Here is a 17,743-nt window from a genome sequence, read left to right as displayed (position 1 = left end):
TGACACGCATCTGCGTGGCCGGACTCCCATAACTATAATGAAGGGAGAGAGACATGGCTTCTAGCACGATTCTGCGTGCTGTGCTTCTGGTCGGCACGGCGGGCTTCGCCATTGGCACCGCGAATGCGCAGTCCGTTGCCATCCCGGCGGGCCAGGGCCCGGCGGTGCAGAGCAATCCGACCGCCGGCGCCCAGCCGGGCGACGCCGCGGCACCGGCCGACAGCGCCCGCGTCGCTTCGGCAAGCGCCAGCTCCGCCCAGGCCGGCGACGACATCGTCGTCACCGGATCGCGTATCGTCGCCAACGGCTATCAGGCGCCGACGCCGGTGACGGTGGTGTCCACCACCGAACTGCTGAAGCAGGCGCCGGAGAGCCTTGCCGCCGGCCTCGCCCGCCTGCCCCAGTTCGTCAACACCGCCGGCGCGAACGTCACCAGCAGCCAGGCCGGCACGCCCAGCGCCGGCAATTACCTGAACCTGCGCCGCCTCGGCGCCATCGAGACGCTGCTGCTGCTCGACGGCCAGCGCCTGCCGCCGACCAGCTTCGACGGCACCACCGACGCCAACATCATCCCGCAGGCGCTGGTTCAGCGCGTCGACGTGGTGACCGGCGGCGCATCCGCGGCCTATGGCTCGGACGCGGTGGCCGGCGTCGTCAACTTCGTGCTCGACACCAAGTTCGACGGCGTGAAGGTGAATGGCCAGACCGGCGTGTCGAGCCGCGGCGACAATGCCCAGCAGAAATTCGCCATCGCGGTCGGCAAATCCTTTCTCGACGATCGCCTCCACCTCGAGGCAAGCTTCGATTATTTCCACCAGCCCGGCATCGTCGACAATGGCCAGCGGCCCTATGGCGGCAATTATGACGGCGGCTGGGTGAATGTCGGCAAGAACCCGCTCCGCGTCGACAGCAACGGCAAGCCGTGCGCGGCCGGCGTGTGCCCGGAGAACGCCTACACCCCGGTCTATAATGTGCGGCTGGCCAACGGCACCTATGGCACGCTGATCAACTTCGGCCGCACCGCCGCCCAGTCGGAGCTGCGCAGCGGCCAGACGCCGTTCAGCCTCGCCGGCTACACTTTCGAGCCGACGCTGGTCGGCGGGCCGGTGTCTGCGAACGGCGTCCACCGTGCCGATCTCGGCACGCCCACCGGCACGCCGAACTTCAACGTCGGCGGTGCCGATACCGCCGTCACCTTCGGCACCACGCTGACCTCGATGGTGCGCACCAAGCAGGCCTTCGCGCGTGCGGATTATGATTTCGGCGGCGGCATCTCCGGCTTCCTGCAGGGCAGCTATTCGGATTCGGACAACAGCTACGTCACGGTCGGCGCCGGCACGCAGTTCCAGTCCTTCCAGATCTTCGCGGACAATGCCTTCCTCCCGCAATATGTCCGCGACCAGATGGCCGCCCAGAATGTGGCGTCGTTCGTCGCCAGCCGCGTCGAGGCTGATCAGGAACCGAAGCGGGTCCTGACCAACAACAAGGCGTTCACGATTCTCGGCGGATTCAAGGGTTCGCTGTTCGACAATTTCAAGTGGAACGTGAACTTCTCGCACGGCGAATCGAAGCTGAAGACCGAGCATCGCGGCAATTTCGACCAGACGAAATGGTTCGCCGCGCTCGACGCCGTCGACGAAGGGCGTTTCCGCACCGGCACCGCCAACGGCAACATCGTCTGCCGCATGAACCTCACCAATCCGGGGTTGCTGCCGGGCTGCCTGCCGTGGAACCCGTTCGGCAACGGCTCGCCGTCGCAGGCCTCCTATGATTATTTCCAGACCAGTTCGCGCTACTCCGTCACGCAGAAGTCGAACGACATCGCCGCCAGCCTCACCGGCTCGCTGTTCGACCTGCCGGCCGGCCCGGTGAGCTTCGCCGCCGGCGCGGAATATCGTACGCAGAAGCTGGTCCAGACCAGCAACGCCAATCCCAGCCAGCCGATCCCGCTCTATGATCCGGGCGTTTCCGAGAGCGGCAAGAATGATCCGACGAAGCTCAACGGCCAGGCCGACGGCCTGCGCACCGCGGCGGGCGTGTTCAACAATCTGTGGAACTCGACCAATGTCGGCGCTTCGTTCGGCAAGCAGAACATCAAGGAAGCCTATGGCGAGCTCGCCGTGCCGATCCTGGCCGACGTGCCGTTCTTCCATCGCCTCGATCTGAACGGTGCCGCGCGCTACGTCGACTACAGCGTCTCGGGCAGCATCTGGGCATGGAAGGTTGGCGGCAGCTGGTCGCCGATCGAGGAGCTGCGGTTCCGCGGCACGCTGTCGCGCGATATCCGTGCGCCAACCCTCTACGAGCTGTTCAAGGGCGTCAGCTCGCAGCGCGGCACCTTCACCGATCTGCATACCGGCGCCAACACCAACCTGATCACGCTCAGCACCGGCAATATCAACCTGAAGCCGGAAAAGGCGCGCACGATCACCCTGGGTGGCATCTGGCAACCGCGCTGGATCCCGGGCTTCAGCGTGTCGCTGGATTATTACAATATCCGCATCAAGGACCAGATCACCACGCTCAGCAACAACACCATCAACCAGCTCTGCGAGGATTCGAACGGCACCAGCGCGACGTGCAACTTCATCATCCGGCCGCTGCCGTTTGAGAATCGCACGCCGGACAACTTCCCGCTGTCGATCTCGACGACGCCGTTCAACCAGGCCTATGCCATCCAGAAGGGCCTGGATTACGAGGTGAACTACCGGCTGCCGGTCGGCAATGGCGAGCTCGACCTGCGCTTCCTCGGCAACCACGTCTTCAAATATGTCCAGGCCTCGGACCCGAACGCCCTTTACCCGAACTATCTGGCGGGTGCGGCGGCCGGCGTGCCGAAGGACTCGATCACGGTGTCGGCCGATTATTCGATCGGCCGGTTCAACATCGGCGCCAACGTTCGCTATGTCGGCGCGCTTTATTATACCAAGCAGCCGAACGTGTTCGTGGACAACAACCGGATCTCGCCGGTCGCCTATCTGAACGCCAACATCTCCTACGACATCGTCGGCGGGGCCAAGCCGATCACGATGTACTTCAACGGCTCGAACCTGCTCGACAAGTTCGTGTTCGCGCCGCAGAACAACGCCCAGCCGACGGAATTCTACCCGTCCTTCCAGTCGCAATATGACGTGGTCGGCCGCTACTTCGTGGTCGGCGTCCGCGCCCGCTTCTGAACCTTCCATATTCGGGCTTTCGACCCCGGAGCCTCAGGGCTCCGGGGTTTTTTTGCGTCCGCCGGAATTGCCGGACCGGCGCCGATGTTCGCCGCGACATAGCCGCGGCCGACCTTGCGCGACGGCTGCCGCATGCGTCCCGCATGCAACACGTCGCCGTATTGTATTAACTATGACGGCTTTCTCGTTGATCGCTCGGCCTCGTCTGAATACAATATCCAGATCAAAGGGCGAGCCGCCGCGCACGACGGCGGCTTAAAAAAACGACGAGGGAGACAGACATGACACCGAGAACGATCCTGCGCGGGGCGCTCCTTGTCGGCACGGCGTCCTTGGCGGTCGGCACCGCGCTCGCGCAGCCCGCTGCCGCGCCGGCGAGCGACAGCACCGAGGAGGTCGTCGTCACCGGCTCGCGCATCATCACCAACGGCTATCAGGCACCGACGCCGGTGACGGTGGTCTCTACCGCCGAACTGCTCAAGAAGGCACCGGAGAGCATCGCCGAGGGCCTGCGCAGCCTGCCGCAGTTCAGCGGCGCCAACACAGGCGCCACCGTCGCCATCAGCCAGGGCAATTCCGCGAGCGCCGGCAACTTCCTGAACCTGCGCAATCTCGGCTCCATCGAGACGCTGGTGCTGCTCGACGGGCAGCGGCTGCCCGCGACGAGCAACAACGGCGCCACCGACACCAACATCATCCCGCAGGCGCTGGTCCAGCGCATCGACGTGGTGACTGGCGGCGCGTCTGCGGCCTATGGCTCGGATGCGGTGTCCGGCGTGGTGAACTACATCCTCGACACCAAATTCACCGGCATCAAGGCCAATGGCCAGCTCGGCATCTCCAGCCGCGGGGACGCCGCGCAGCAGAAACTTTCGTTCGCAGGCGGCATGTTCCTGGGGGAGCGCCTGCACCTCGAGGCGAGCGTCGACTATTTCCACCAGGCCGGCATTCCCGATAATGGGCAGCGCCCCTGGGGCGGCAATTATGAGGGGGGCTGGGTGAATGTCGGCGCCAATCCCGCGCGGCCTTGCGGCGCGGGCGGCTGCCCGGAAAATCCCTATACGCCGGTAGAGAACATCCGCCTCGCCACGGCCACCTATGGCACGCTGATCGGCGTCGGCCGCACTGCGGCACAGGCCGAACTGCGTCAGAGCGCGACCGCCGGTTCCGCCTGGGCACTCACCGGCTACACCTTCGAGCCGACCCTTCAAGGCGGCCCGGTTTCGCAGCTCGGCGTCCACCGGGCCGACCTCGGCACGCCGACAGGCACGCCCAACTTCAATATCGGCGGCGAGGATACCTCGGTATCCTTCGGGACCACCCTGACCGCCAGTCTGAAGACGAAGAACGCTTTCGCTCGCGCCGATTATGATTTCGGCGGCGGCATCACCGGCTTCGCGCAGGGGAGCTTCTCGGAATCCGACACCAGCTTCGTCACGGTGGGCGCCGGGACCCAGTTCAATGCCTGGCAGGTCTTCGCGGACAACGCCTTCCTCCCGGACTATGTCCGGGATCAGATGAACGCTGCCGGGGTCGCGTCCTTCGTAGCCAGCCGTGTCGAGGGGGACCAGCCTTACAAGCGGGTGTTCAACAACACCCAGGCATGGACGGCGCTGGCCGGCATCAAGGGGTCGCTGTTCGACACCTTCCGCTGGTCGCTCAACTATTCAGGTGGCCGCTCAAGGCTGAACACCAAGCATTTCGGCAATTTCGATCAAGCGAAATGGCTCGCCGCCTCCGACGCGGTCGACGAAGGCCAGTTCAGGACAGGCATGCCCAATGGCAATATCGTCTGCCGGGTTGACCTGACCAATCCGGGAGCGCTGCCCGGCTGTACGCCGTGGAACCCGTTCGGCAACGGCTCGCCCTCAGCGGCCTCCTACGACTATATCGCGGGCACGCCCTCCACCTGGCGGCTCGTCCAGCAGGTCCATAATTTCGCGGCGAATATCTCGGGCGGCCTGTTCGATCTGCCGGCCGGAACGGTGAACATCGCGCTTGGTGCCGAATATCGCACCCAGAAGCTCAATCAGACCAGCAATATCGGCAATGTCTATGTCGATCTGATGGAGCCCGGCTTCGATCCGACCAATCCCCCTGCCTCGACCACTGCCAGCGGCCTCAACGGCGTTGCCGAGGGCCTGCGCGCGGCCAACGCCGCCTATTACGCAACCTTCAACTCGACGAACGTCGCGCCCTCCTCCGGCAAGCAGAACATCAAGGAGCTCTACGGCGAGCTGGCGGTGCCGCTGCTCGCCGACATGCCCTTCTTCCAGCGGCTCGAACTGAATGGCGCGGCCCGGTATGTGGACTACAGCGTCACCGGCACTGCCTGGGCGTGGAAGGTGGGCGGCACCTGGTCGCCGATCGACGAGCTACGGCTGCGCGTCACCAAATCCCGCGATATCCGCGCGCCTACGCTCTACGAGATGTTCCAGGGCGGAGGTTCGACGCGCGGCAACTTCAACGACATCCACACCGGCACAAGTTCGAACGTGGTCAACATCTCGTCGGGCAACCCCGACCTGAAGATGGAGAAAGGCGACACCTTCACGGCAGGCGCTGTGTGGCAGCCGCGCTGGATTCCAGGCTTCAGCATGTCGGTCGACTATTACAACATCCACATCAAGGATCAGATCACGACCCTCAATTCCACCAACGCCAATCAATATTGCGAGGATTCGGGTGGCACCGGGCCGACATGCGCGTTCATCATCCGGCCGCTGCCGTTCAGCGATCGCTCGAGCGAGAACTTCCCGCTGATGACCTATTCGAGGCTGTTCAACCAGGCCTATGCGATCCAGAAGGGGCTGGATTACGAAATCAGCCAGCGGCTCAATCTCGGTGCGGGCCGACTCACCCTGCGTCTGATCGGCAGCCACGGCTTCAAGGCGGTGTCCGCCTCCGATCCGAACGCCCCGATCCAGACTTTCCGCCTGGGGGCGGCAATTCCGAAGGATCAGGCTACGCTGTCGGCGGATTACACGCGCGGGCCGTTCAGCGTCGGGGCGAACGTTCGCTACATCGGGCCGATGCACCGCACGATGCAGCCGCAATATGTGAATGGCTTGCCGCAGGCCGGCACCTTCTATGAGGGCGACGGCAACAACATCTCGCGGGTCGCCTATCTCGGCGCCAACATCTCCTACGACATCGTCGGCGGGGGCAAGCCGATCACTCTTTATTTCAACGGCTCAAACCTGCTCGACAAATTCGTCTTCTGGCCCGCCAATAATGGCCAGCCGACCGAATTCCCGCCGATCAATCCGGGCCTCTACCCGATCATGGGCCGCTATCTGGTGGTGGGCGTCCGCGTCCGCATCTGACCATGACGGTCGGAGTTCGACCCGGGGGCCTGCCGGCCCCCGGGTTTTTTTGTCGCCGCGCGGAAAGGCGCACAAATCGGCCGGACCGATTCGCCGCTGTCGCCCGCGGCGCGGCGATCTTCTGCGCACAAAAAATTGCTCGCGATGGGCAGGGCCCATCGCGAGCAGGATCCGCCGCAGGATCTGGGGGCTGGCGGCGGGAGGACCGAATCCTCGAAACTCTTCGCAAACAAGCTGGAAACTGAGCCCCGCGCCGCCCCACCCGGGCCCGCGCGATTTTCAGCCTGCTTCAGCGTCGCTTGCCGATAACTCCACTCATACTAATCTCTGACCGATATGGGTTCTGGTCATACCAATGTCAAGCACCCGGGTGTTCTGTACCAAAGCCGAACAATTACATTTCAAACGCCTATCCAGCCTATCACCGACCCGGCAATTGGTCAGCCGGAAAGCTTCGCGTCAGATAGACGGTGATCTCCGCCAGCTCGGCGTCGGTGGCCACGGCGCCGTTATTCGCCATCATTTCCACCAGTTCGTGCCATCCGTCCGGGGTCAGCCGCTGCTGGGCGGCGATATCGGGCGCATGGCAGCCCGAGCAGACCCGGACCATCGTGTCGTGCCCCGGGCCCGGCGGCAAGGGCGACCCGCCCTGCGCCGCCGCGGCCGCCGGTGGCGGCGCGGGAGGTGTCGGCGCCGGCGTTGGCGTCTGCGCGACGAGCGCCGCGGCGGCGCCCAGCGCGGGCAGCAGAAGCAGGGAGGGAATCAGTTTCATACGCTCGCTCTTTACCGGTGCCGATGGGGCACGTGACACCAACTCGAATTACGGCAGCGTGAACGCGACCAGCTCGTCGCTGGTCAGCTCCGCACCGACCTGCCCGCCGCCGGTGGCCATCACCGCCACATATTGCTTGCCGTCGCCGCCGCGATAGGTGACCGGAGTCGCCACCGCCGAACCACGCAGCTTGTGGGCCCACAATTCCTTGCCGGTCTTCGTGTCGAACGCGCGGAAGCGGAAATCGTCAACGGCGCCGACGAATGTCAGGCCGGCGGCGGTGACGATCGCGCCGCCGAGGCCGGGACGGCCGGTATTCTGCTTCCCCGCCGGCAGGCTCTCAGTGATGCCGAGCGTCGAGCGCCAGGCGATCTTGCCGGTATTGACGTCGACCGCGACCAGCTGGCCCCACGGCGTCGGCCCGCACGGCAGGTGGTTGTCCGGGTTCCAGAAGCGCCGGGTGCCGGCGAGCGGGCCGGAATTCACGTAGCTGCCGTCGGGCTGCTTCACCATGCGCATCGGCTGGGCGAGGTTGTTCACATTGACGATGAACAGGCCCAGCTTCGGGTCGAAGGCGCCGCCATAATAGTTCACGCCGCCCTGCGTGCCGGGCAGGTTGACGGTATAGCGATCGACCGCGATCGGCGTGAATGGCTGCTCGCCGAGGAGCATGTTGTTGTCGTCGACCAGCCGCTCGCACCATTCCTTATGCTCGGGCGTATCCTTGTAGAGATTGTCGCGGCGGAGCGTGTTCTGGGCGAGCGGCTCGGGCAGCACCGGAAAGGGCTGGGTCGGCGACAGCTGGTCGCCGGGCACGCCGCCCTGCGGCACCGGCCGCTCCTCGACGCCGAAGATCGGCTCGCCGGTGACGCGGTTGAGGATGAACATCAGCGCGTTCTTGTTCACCGTGGCGACGGCAGGGATCACCTTGCCGCCCTTTTTCACGTCGAACAGGGTCGGCGGGGACTGGGTGTCGTAATCCCAGATGTCGTGATGGACGACCTGGAAATGCCACAGATATTTGCCGGTGTTGGCGTCGATCGCGACCAGCGAGCTGCCGAACAGGTTGTTGCCCGGACGATCGACGCCGGAGCGATCGTTATTGGGGGCGCCGAACGGCAGGTAGAGAATGCCACGCTGGGCGTCGGCGGTCATATAGCCCCAGACGTTGACGCCGGCGCGATCCTTCCAGCTATCCCCGCCCCACGTCTCATGGCCCTTCTGGCCGGGCAGCGGCACGGACTGGAAGGTCCACATCAGCTTGCCGGTGCGCACGTCCCAGGCGCGGATATTGCCGTTCGGCCCGAGCTTGGCGGCGGCATCGGGGGAGCCGCCGGCGGTGATCACCAGATTCTTGAAGATGAACGGGGTCGCCGCCACCACATAAGGCTTGTCGAGGCCCGTGGTCATGACGTCGGGCGTCTTGAGGTTGAGCATGCCATTCTCGGCGAAGCCCGCGCTCGGACGGCCGGTGGCGGCATCGAGTGAATACAGGCGGCCCAGGCGGGTGGCGAAGATCACCACCGGCCTGGCGCTGCCCGCCCCCGGCCAGTAGGCGACGCCACGCGCGTTCGGGCGATCATTGTCGGGAATGGTGAAGGACCATTTCTCGGTGCCCTTCGCCGCATCGAGCGCGACGACGCGGCCGAACGGCGTCGAGATGAACATCGTATCGCCGATCACCACCGGCACCGTCTCGGCAGTCACCAGCCGTGTGCCGCCGGAGCCGTCCGCCGGCTTCATGTGATAGACCCAGGCCTCGCGCAGCTGCCCGACATTGCTGGCGGTGATCTGGTTGAGGCCCGAGAAACGCTGGCCGCCGGGATCCTGGCCGGCGCTCGGCCAATCCGTGGGCGCCGCCGGGGCGCCCCCGCCCAGGGTCGCCGCGACCAGACCGGAAACGACTAGCGCGGCCATGCGGCGCGCGGCCATCTTCCTCCCCATGTTCACCGATATCTCTCCCAATCCGTGATTTTTCTGGCGCCTTCGCATGGCCGACGAGGCACACCCCAATTACCATGCCTGGGGGTGCATACAAGGTCAGAATTGCATTCTGTATACGATTGAGATGCGTTCCGGGGCGGATCGCCAGCGTCGTCGGGACGCGTCGAGCGGCCTTGCCGGATGTCGCGGCCTGGATTATATGGCCACCATCTTCTCTCGACATTGGTAACTTTGCCGAGGTCGGCGCCGCTGGCGCCGGCAACGAAGGCGCACGATCTTACCACGGGAGCGGCATGGCCGACATCGACGCGATCACCCAGCTTATCGAGCCCGAGGCCAGGGCGCTTGGCCTCGATCTCGTGCGCGTGGGCATGTACGGCGGCAAGTCCGACCCGACGCTGCAGGTGATGGCGGAACGGCCCGACACGCGCCAGCTCGACCTTTCCGATTGCGAGGCGCTGTCGCGGCGCATCTCGGAAGTGCTCGACGCTGCCGATCCGATCGAGGAGGCCTATCGGCTGGAAGTCTCCTCGCCCGGCATTGATCGCCCGCTCACCCGTGCGCGGGACTATGAGGACTGGAAGGGCTTCGAGGCGCGCATCCGGCTCGCCGTGCCGCTCGACGGGCGCAAGCAGTTCGACGGCGCGCTCCTCGGGCTGGAGGGCGACGCCGTCCTCGTCCGCACCGCCAAATCCGGCGACATCGCCATCCCGCTTGCGTCGATCGGCAGCGCCAAGCTGCTCTTGACCGACGCGCTCATCAAGGCCACCGCGCCGCTTTCGACCGAAGGCGCGGACAGCATCAGACAGGAAAGGTAATCCCGCCATGGCCACCGCCATCTCCGCCAACAAGGCCGAGCTGCTCGCCATCGCCGATGCCGTGGCACGCGAGAAGCTGATCGATCGCGACATCGTCATCGAGGCGATGGAGGACGCGATCCAGCGCGCCGCCCGCGCCCGCTACGGCGCCGAGAACGACATCCGCGCGAAGATCGACAGCAAGGGCGGCGATCTGCGCCTGTGGCGCGTCGTCGAGGTGGTCGAGGAGGTCGAGGATTATTTCAAGCAGGTCTCCGTCACCGACGCGCAGAAGCTGCAGAAGGGCGCCGCGATCGGCGACTTCATCGTCGATCCCCTGCCCAATTTCGAATTCGGCCGCATCGCCGCCCAGGCGGCCAAGCAGGTGATCTTCCAGAAGGTCCGCGACGCCGAGCGCGACCGCCAGTATGAAGAGTTCAAGGATCGCGCCGGCGAGATCATCACCGGCGTCGTCAAGCGCGTCGAGTTCGGCCACGTCGTCGTCGATCTCGGCCGCGCGGAGGGCGTCATCCGCCGCGACCAGCAGATCCCGCGCGAGGTGGTGCGCGTCGGCGACCGGGTCCGCTCGCTGATCCTCAAGGTGGTGCGCGAGACGCGCGGGCCGCAGATCTTCCTCAGCCGCGCCCATCCGGACTTCATGAAGAAGCTGTTCGCGCAGGAAGTGCCCGAAATCTATGACGGCGTGATCGAGATCAAGGCCGCCGCCCGCGATCCGGGCAGCCGCGCCAAGATCGGCGTGATCAGCCGTGACAGCTCGATCGACCCGGTCGGCGCGTGCGTCGGCATGAAGGGCAGCCGCGTGCAGGCCGTCGTGCAGGAGATGCAGGGCGAGAAGATCGACATCATCCCCTGGTCGCCGGACACCGCCACCTTCGTGGTCAACGCGCTCCAGCCCGCGCAGGTCGCCCGCGTCGTCATCGACGAGGAGGACAGCCGCATCGAAGTGGTCGTCCCCGACGACCAGCTGTCGCTCGCCATCGGCCGCCGCGGCCAGAATGTGCGCCTCGCCAGCCAGCTCACCGGCCACGCCATCGACATCCTCACCGAGGCCGACGCCAGCGAGAAGCGCCAGAAGGAGTTCGTCCAGAATTCCGAGATGTTCCAGCAGGAGCTGGACGTGGACGAGACGCTGGCCCAGCTGCTCGTCGCCGAGGGCTTTTCGAGCCTTGAAGAGGTCGCCTATGTCGAGGCCGACGAGATCGCCGGCATCGAGGGCTTCGACGAGGAACTCGCCTCCGAGCTTCAGTCCCGCGCCAACGAGGCGCTGGAGCGGCGCGAGCAGGCCAATCGCGAGGAGCGCCGTTCGCTCGGCGTCGAGGACGCACTGGCCGATCTGCCCTACCTCACCGAGGCGATGCTGGTGACGCTCGGCAAGGCGGGCATCCGCACGCTCGACGACCTCGCCGACCTCGCCACCGACGAGCTGATCCAGAAGAAGCGCGCCGAGCCGCGCCGCCGCGCCGAGGGTGCCGCCAAGAGCAAGCCCGAGGACAAGGGCGGCGTGCTCGCCGAATATGGCCTGAGCGAGGATCAGGGCAACGAGATCATCATGGCCGCCCGCGCCCATTGGTTCGCCGACGAGGAGCAGCCGGCGGCCGCGGAGGGCGACGCCTGATGCCGTTCATCGACATCCGCCTCGCCGGCTCGGTCACCCGCGAGCAGCGCTCGGCCATTGTCGCCGACGTCACCCGCTCGATGGTCGAGCGGCTCGGCAAGTCGCCGGCCGCCGTGCAGGTCTGCATCGTCGAGGTGCCGACCGACAGCTATGGCTCTGGCGGCATCCTCATCGCGGACCGCCCGGCGGCCGCGCCTGCGCAGGGAGACGCTCCCGCGGATGGCAAAGGATGACCAACTTCTCGCTCTAGACGACGACGGGCATACGCCGGAGCGGACCTGCGTCCTCACCAGGACGCAGGGCGAGCGGTCGCGCCTCGTCCGCCTCGCGCTGTCCCCGGACGGGGTGGTGGCCCCGGATGTGCGCGCCAAGGCCCCCGGGCGCGGCGCGTGGATCGGCGTCGATCGCGCCACGCTCGAAAAGGCGATCGCCAAGGGCAAGCTGCGCGGCGCCCTCCTCCGCGCCTTCCGTACCCAGACGCTGACCGTGCCGGACGATCTCGCGCAGCGCATCGAGGATGCGCTGGCCCGCGACGCGCTGGACCGGCTGGGCCTCGAGGCGCGCGGCGGCACCCTGCTCACCGGCGGCGAGCGGATCGCCGAGGCGGCCCGCGCCGGGCGCGTCCGCCTCCTTCTCCACGCCCGCGACGCGGGCGACGGGCGGCGCAAGCTGGATCAGGCATGGCGCGTCGGCATGGACGAGGAAGGTTCCGGCCGTCAGGGTCTGGTTATTCCGACCGAACGCGCCATATTGTCGTTGGCGTTGGGCCGCGAGAATGTGGTATCTGTCGCTATCGTCGACGGGCGAGCTGCCGTGCGCGTGGAAAACGCGGTCGGGCGGTGGCGCCATTACATCGGATGCGATACGGACACGCGCCCTTGCGACGCTGTTGCAGGGGCCGCCGGTGCTGACCGGGTTTTTGATTGAAGGTACGGGCGTTTAGATGAGCGATCAGGACAAGCCGAAACTGGGTATGCGGGCGCCGCTGGGCGTCCGGCGCACGGTCGAGACGGGCAAGGTGAAGCAGAGCTTCAGCCATGGCCGCTCGAACACCGTGATCGTCGAGACGAAGAAAGCGCGCGTCTTCCGCAAGCCGGGGGAGGCACCCTTGCCGGATACGCCCGAGCCCGTGGCGGAGGCCCCGGCCCCCGCTCCGCAGCCGGCGCCCGCACCGGCCCAGGCGCCCGCGCCCCCGGTCGCAGCCGCCCCTGCCCCCGCCCCGCGCCCGGCGCCGCCGCCCGCGCCGATGCGCCCGATGACGCCGCTGGAGCGCCGCGAGCAGCAGGAGCGCCTGCTGCGCGAGGCCGAGGAAGCGCGCATGACGGCGCTCGAGGAAGCCCGCCGCCGCGAGGAGCGCGAGCGCACCGAGGCGAATGAGGAAGAGCGCCGCCGCATCGAGGAAAATCGCCGCGCCGAGGAAGAGCGCCAAGCCCAGGCGGTGCGCGACGCCGAGGAAGCTGCCGCTCGTGCCGCCGCCGAAGCGGCAGCCGCCAGCACGGCGCCCGGCGCCCCCGCATCCGGCGCCGAAGAGGCGCGTCCGGCCGCCGCGGCGCCCGCCGCGGGTGGCAGCGCCGCCGCCGCGCCGCCGCCGCGCCGCTTCACGCCAGTGATTCCGCCCAAGCGCCCGGAGCCGGCCCGCCCGACCCGCGACCGCAAGGGCGATGATCGCCGCCAGTCCGGCAAGCTCACCGTCACCCGCGCGCTCGACGACGACACCGGCGGCGCCCGCGCCCGCAGCCTCGCGGCGCTGAAGCGCGCCCGCGAGAAGGATCGCCGTTCGCACCAGATGGGCGGCCCCGCCCTCAAGCAGGTGCGCGACGTCAACGTGCCGGAGACGATCACCGTCGCCGAGCTTGCCAACCGCATGGCGGAGCGCGGCGCCGACCTCGTCAAATCGCTGTTCAAGATGGGCATGCCCGTCACCGTCAACCAGGTCATCGATCAGGACACGGCGGAGCTGCTCGTCACCGAATTCGGCCACAACATCAATCGCGTGTCCGACAGCGATGTCGACCTCACCACCCATGACGATGTCGACGCCGACGAGACGCTGCAGGCGCGCCCGCCGGTGGTGACGATCATGGGCCATGTCGACCACGGCAAGACCAGCCTGCTCGATGCGCTGCGCGGCACCGATGTCGCCACCGGCGAGGCCGGCGGCATCACCCAGCACATCGGCGCCTATCAGGTGACGCTGAAGTCGGGCGACAAGATCACCTTCCTCGACACGCCCGGCCACGAGGCGTTCAGCGAGATGCGCGCGCGCGGTGCCAACGTTACCGACATCGTCGTGATCGTCGTCGCCGGCGACGATGGCCTGCGCCCGCAGACCATCGAGGCGATCAACCACACCAAGGCCGCCGGCGTGCCGATGATCATCGCGATCAACAAGATGGACAAGCCCGGCTCCAACCCGCAGCGCGTCCGCGAGGCGCTCCTCCAGTATGACGTGCAGGTGGAGAGCATGGGCGGCGAAGTGCAGGAGGTGGAGGTGTCCGCCCTCAAGCGCACCGGCCTCGAGGAGCTGATCGACAAGATCCAGCTGCAGGCCGAGATCCTCGAGCTGCGCGCCAATCCCGAGCGCGCCGCCGAAGGCACGGTGATCGAGGCCAAGCTCGACAAGGGCCGCGGGCCGGTGGCGACGATCCTCGTTCGCCGCGGCACGCTGCGCGTCGGCGACGTCTTCGTGGTCGGCATGGAGAGCGGCAAGGTCCGCGCCATGGTCGACGATCGTGGCCAGCAGGTGAAGGAGGCGCTGCCCTCCATGCCGGTCGAGGTGCTCGGGTTGACCGGCGTGCCTCATGCCGGCGACCAGCTTTCGGTCGTCGAGAATGAGGCCCGCGCCCGCGAGGTGGCGGAATATCGCCAGTCGGTGGCGACGGCGAAGCGCACCACGTCGGCGCCCGCCAGCCTGGAATCGATGTTCGCCGGGCTCAACGCCTCCAAGGCCGCCGAATATCCGGTGGTCGTGAAGGGCGATGTGCAGGGCTCGGTGGAGGCCATCGTCGGATCGCTCACCAAGCTCGGCAATGACGACATCCGGGTGCGCGTGCTGCATTCCGGCGTCGGCGGCATCACCGAGAGCGACGTGACGCTGGCCGCCGCCAGCCGCGCGCCGATCATCGGCTTCAACGTCCGCGCCAACGCCAAGGCTCGCGAGATCGCCCAGCGCGACGGCGTCGCCCTCAAATATTACGACGTCATCTATGACCTGATCGACGAGATCCGGGCGGCGATGGCCGGCCAGCTTGGGCCCGAATATTTCGAGACAGTCGTCGGCCGCGCCGAGGTGCGCGAGGTGTTCTCCGCCGGCAAGCACGGCAAGGCGGCCGGCCTGCTCGTCACCGAGGGCTATATCAAGAAGGACCTGCGCGCCCGCCTCACCCGCGACGACGTCATCATCTACAACGGCAAGATCGCCTCGCTGCGTCGCTTCAAGGACGATGTGGCCGAGGTCCGCGCCGGGCTGGAATGCGGCATCACGCTGGACAGCTCGACCGACGTCAAGCCGGGCGACTATCTCGAGACCTTCGAGGTCGAGGAGCGCGCACGGACGCTGTAACCTCCCGCCGTCACCCTGAACCTGTTTCGGGGTGACGGCAGGATGGCCCATCTCCTTGCGGAATGAAGATCATATGCGCCGCAACGAAACCTCCGAAGGACGCTCCGTCCGCGTGCTGCGCGTGGGCGAGCAGGTGCGCCATGCGCTGGCGGACATATTGATGCGCGGCGACGTGCATGACGATACGCTCGCCTCGCACAGCGTTTCGGTCACCGAGGTGCGCATGTCGCCGGATCTGCGCCACGCCACCGCCTTCGTGAAGCCGCTGCTCGGCGCGGACGAGGCGGCGGTGCTGAAGGCGCTGCGCACCAACACCGCCTATCTTCAGTCGGAGGTGGCGCGGCGGGTGAACACCAAATATGCCGCGAAGCTGAAATTCGTCGCCGACGAGAGCTTCGAGGAGGGCGGCCGCATCGACGCGTTGCTGCGCGATCCGAAGGTGGCGCGTGACCTCGGCGCGGAGCCCGACAGCGACGACGACGCGGGCTGAACGGGCCGGTGGCCAAGCTCTATTTCTATTATGCGTCGATGAACGCCGGCAAATCGACGATGCTGCTACAGGCGGCGTTCAACTATCGCGAGCGCGGCATGGAGGTGATGCTGTTCACCGCCGCAGTCGACGATCGCTACGAGCGCGGCATGATCCGGTCGCGCATCGGCCTGTCGGCGCCGGCTCATGCGTTCGACGCGGGCACAGACATCCGGGCGCTGGCCTCTGCGCGGCACGACGAGGCGCCGCTCGCCTGCGTGCTGGTCGACGAGGCGCAGTTCCTGACCCGCGATCAGGTGTTGCAGCTGGCCCATATCTGCGATCGTATCGGCATACCGGTGCTCGCTTACGGCCTGCGCACCGATTTCCGGGGCGCGCTGTTCGAGGGATCGGCGCAGTTGCTGGCGATCGCCGACACGCTCAGCGAGATCAAGGCGGTGTGCACCTGTGGCCGCAAGGCGACGATGAACCTGCGCATTGACGCCAAGGGCAGCGCCGTTATCTCCGGCGCGCAGACCGAGATCGGCGGCAATGATCGCTACGTCGCGCTGTGCCGCCGCCATTATATGGAGCAGGCCCATGGCTGATCGCACCGCCCTTCCCGCCCGCCTCGCCGATGGCGTGGTCCATGTCGAGCCGCTGGTCGAGGATCATCGCGAAGGGCTGCGCGCCGCCTGTTCCGGGGACGAGGATTTCTGGACGCTTTACCCGCGCAGCTTCGGGGCGGGGCAGTTCGACGCGAGCTTCGATGGCATAATCAACGATGCCGCGCGGGTGCCGTTCGCGCTGTTCGCCGGCGGCGTGCTGATCGGCATGTCCGGCTATCTCAACATCGACGCCGACAGTGACGGGCTGGAGATCGGCGGCACCTATCTCTCCCGCGCGACCCGCGGCACCGGGCTGAATGCGCGCTTCAAGCGGCTGTTCATCGATCATGCGCTGGCCTGCGGCTTCCAGCGGATCGAGTTCCGCGTCGATGCCCGCAACGAACGCAGCCAGGCCGCCGTGCTGAAGCTGGGCGCGGTGCGCGAGGGAGTGCTGCGGCGGCACAAGAAATTGTGGACCGGCTTCGTTCGCGACACGGTCTGCTTCTCGATCCTCGCCGAGGAATGGCGGGCGCGGTGACCGATCGGGACGGGCCGCCGCTCAATGGCTGGCTGATCATCGACAAGCCGGTCGGCCCGGGCTCGACGCAGATCATCTCTGCGGCGAAGCGGGCCCTGCGCCTCGGCGGCTATGCCAGGGTCAAGGTCGGCCATGGCGGCACGCTGGACCCGCTCGCCTCGGGCGTGCTGCCGGTCGCGCTGGGCGAGGCGACCAAGCTGTCCGGCCGAATGCTGGATGCCGACAAGGGCTATGCCTTCACCATCGCCTTCGGCACCGAGACGGACACGCTGGATGGCGAGGGCGAGGCGGTGGAAAGCTCCGCCGTACGCCCGACGCGGGAGGCGCTGGAGGCGGCGCTGCCCCGCTTCACCGGCGCGATCGAGCAGGTGCCGCCGGCCTATAGCGCTCTGAAGGTCGACGGCCGCCGCGCCTATGACCTCGCCCGCGCCGGGGCGGCGCCCGAAATGCGCGCGCGGCCGGTGACGATACACGCCCTGTCCATCGAGGCTTTCACGCCCGACGCCGCGACGCTGATCGCCCGCGTCTCCAAGGGCACCTATATCCGCAGTCTGGCGCGAGACATTGCGCGGGCGCTCGGCACGGTCGGCCATGTCACCATGTTGAGGCGGCTGAAAGCCGGCCCCTTCACCCTGGAAAGGGCGATTTCGCTGGACAAGTTGCTCGATCTCGGGCAGGGCCGCGCCCTTGAAAATACCCTCTTGCCGCTGGCGGCGGGGCTGGACGACATCCCGGCTCTATCCGTCACCCCCGATCAGGCAAGGCTGCTCCGCCAGGGGCGGAAGGTGATCGGGATCGCCGCCTCCGACGGCCTCCATCTCGCGATCGACGCAGGCGCCCCGGTGGCGCTGGTCATGGTCGAGGAGGGCGAGGTCCGGGTGGAACGCGGCTTCAACCTGTGAACGCGATGTCGAG

At 67.0% G+C, this 17,743-nt stretch carries 13 protein-coding genes; 11 read left to right on the top strand and 2 right to left on the bottom strand.

Going from position 1 to position 17,743, the window contains the following annotated elements; genetic code table 11:
- The first annotated feature begins 53 nt into the window (after positions 1 to 53).
- Positions 54 to 3,176: a TonB-dependent receptor plug domain-containing protein gene (locus KOF26_RS15735; RefSeq protein WP_216327244.1), complete on the top strand. Its 3,123-nt coding sequence runs from the start codon at positions 54 to 56 to the stop codon at positions 3,174 to 3,176.
- 281 nt (positions 3,177 to 3,457) lie between these two features.
- Complete coding sequence (locus tag KOF26_RS15730) at positions 3,458 to 6,502, top strand: TonB-dependent receptor plug domain-containing protein (RefSeq protein ID WP_216327241.1); 3,045 nt, start codon at positions 3,458 to 3,460, stop codon at positions 6,500 to 6,502.
- Between the two features lie 421 nt (positions 6,503 to 6,923).
- Here the strand turns inward: KOF26_RS15730 and KOF26_RS15725 are convergent, their stop codons facing one another.
- On the bottom strand, positions 6,924 to 7,274 hold the full coding sequence (locus KOF26_RS15725; RefSeq protein ID WP_216327238.1) for a hypothetical protein: 351 nt from the start codon (positions 7,272 to 7,274) through the stop codon (positions 6,924 to 6,926).
- Between the two features lie 48 nt (positions 7,275 to 7,322).
- Positions 7,323 to 9,218, bottom strand: coding sequence for an outer membrane protein assembly factor BamB family protein (locus KOF26_RS15720; RefSeq protein ID WP_216327236.1), 1,896 nt, complete (start codon positions 9,216 to 9,218; stop codon positions 7,323 to 7,325).
- A 293-nt stretch (positions 9,219 to 9,511) separates the two neighbouring features.
- Between KOF26_RS15720 and rimP the strand changes: the two genes are divergently transcribed.
- From rimP to truB, 9 genes are all read left to right on the top strand, one after another.
- Positions 9,512 to 10,036, top strand: coding sequence for a ribosome maturation protein RimP (gene rimP / locus KOF26_RS15715; RefSeq protein ID WP_216327224.1), 525 nt, complete (start codon positions 9,512 to 9,514; stop codon positions 10,034 to 10,036).
- A 7-nt stretch (positions 10,037 to 10,043) separates the two neighbouring features.
- Positions 10,044 to 11,651, top strand: coding sequence for a transcription termination factor NusA (nusA, locus tag KOF26_RS15710; RefSeq protein ID WP_216327221.1), 1,608 nt, complete (start codon positions 10,044 to 10,046; stop codon positions 11,649 to 11,651).
- The gene (locus KOF26_RS15705) at positions 11,651 to 11,884 is read left to right on the top strand and encodes a tautomerase family protein (protein ID WP_216327217.1); all 234 of its coding nucleotides are present in this window, start codon (positions 11,651 to 11,653) and stop codon (positions 11,882 to 11,884) included. Before nusA ends, KOF26_RS15705 begins: the two co-directional genes overlap by 1 nt.
- Positions 11,871 to 12,578 (top strand): DUF448 domain-containing protein, encoded by a 708-nt coding sequence (locus KOF26_RS15700; RefSeq protein WP_216327214.1) that lies wholly within the window; start codon positions 11,871 to 11,873, stop codon positions 12,576 to 12,578. Before KOF26_RS15705 ends, KOF26_RS15700 begins: the two co-directional genes overlap by 14 nt.
- A gap of 16 nt (positions 12,579 to 12,594) precedes the next feature.
- Positions 12,595 to 15,213, top strand: a complete 2,619-nt coding sequence (gene infB, locus KOF26_RS15695; RefSeq protein ID WP_216327210.1) for a translation initiation factor IF-2 — start codon at positions 12,595 to 12,597, stop codon at positions 15,211 to 15,213.
- 73 nt (positions 15,214 to 15,286) lie between these two features.
- The gene (gene rbfA, locus KOF26_RS15690) at positions 15,287 to 15,703 is read left to right on the top strand and encodes a 30S ribosome-binding factor RbfA (RefSeq protein ID WP_216327207.1); all 417 of its coding nucleotides are present in this window, start codon (positions 15,287 to 15,289) and stop codon (positions 15,701 to 15,703) included.
- 8 nt (positions 15,704 to 15,711) lie between these two features.
- Entirely contained in the window at positions 15,712 to 16,290 is a 579-nt protein-coding gene (locus KOF26_RS15685; RefSeq protein ID WP_216327204.1) for a thymidine kinase, read from the top strand.
- Positions 16,283 to 16,828: a GNAT family N-acetyltransferase gene (locus KOF26_RS15680; protein WP_216327200.1), complete on the top strand. Its 546-nt coding sequence runs from the start codon at positions 16,283 to 16,285 to the stop codon at positions 16,826 to 16,828. Before KOF26_RS15685 ends, KOF26_RS15680 begins: the two co-directional genes overlap by 8 nt.
- On the top strand, positions 16,813 to 17,730 hold the full coding sequence (gene truB, locus KOF26_RS15675) for a tRNA pseudouridine(55) synthase TruB (protein ID WP_216327196.1): 918 nt from the start codon (positions 16,813 to 16,815) through the stop codon (positions 17,728 to 17,730). The genes KOF26_RS15680 and truB overlap by 16 nt, the downstream gene beginning before the upstream one ends.
- The last annotated feature ends 13 nt before the right edge of the window (positions 17,731 to 17,743 follow it).

Origin of the sequence: Sphingomonas quercus, from assembly GCF_018863195.1 — a bacterium.
GTDB lineage: Bacteria > Pseudomonadota > Alphaproteobacteria > Sphingomonadales > Sphingomonadaceae > Solisphingomonas > Solisphingomonas quercus.
The sequence above is the reverse complement of the archived record's forward strand: the minus strand, read 5'-3'. Positions and strand labels throughout refer to the sequence as shown.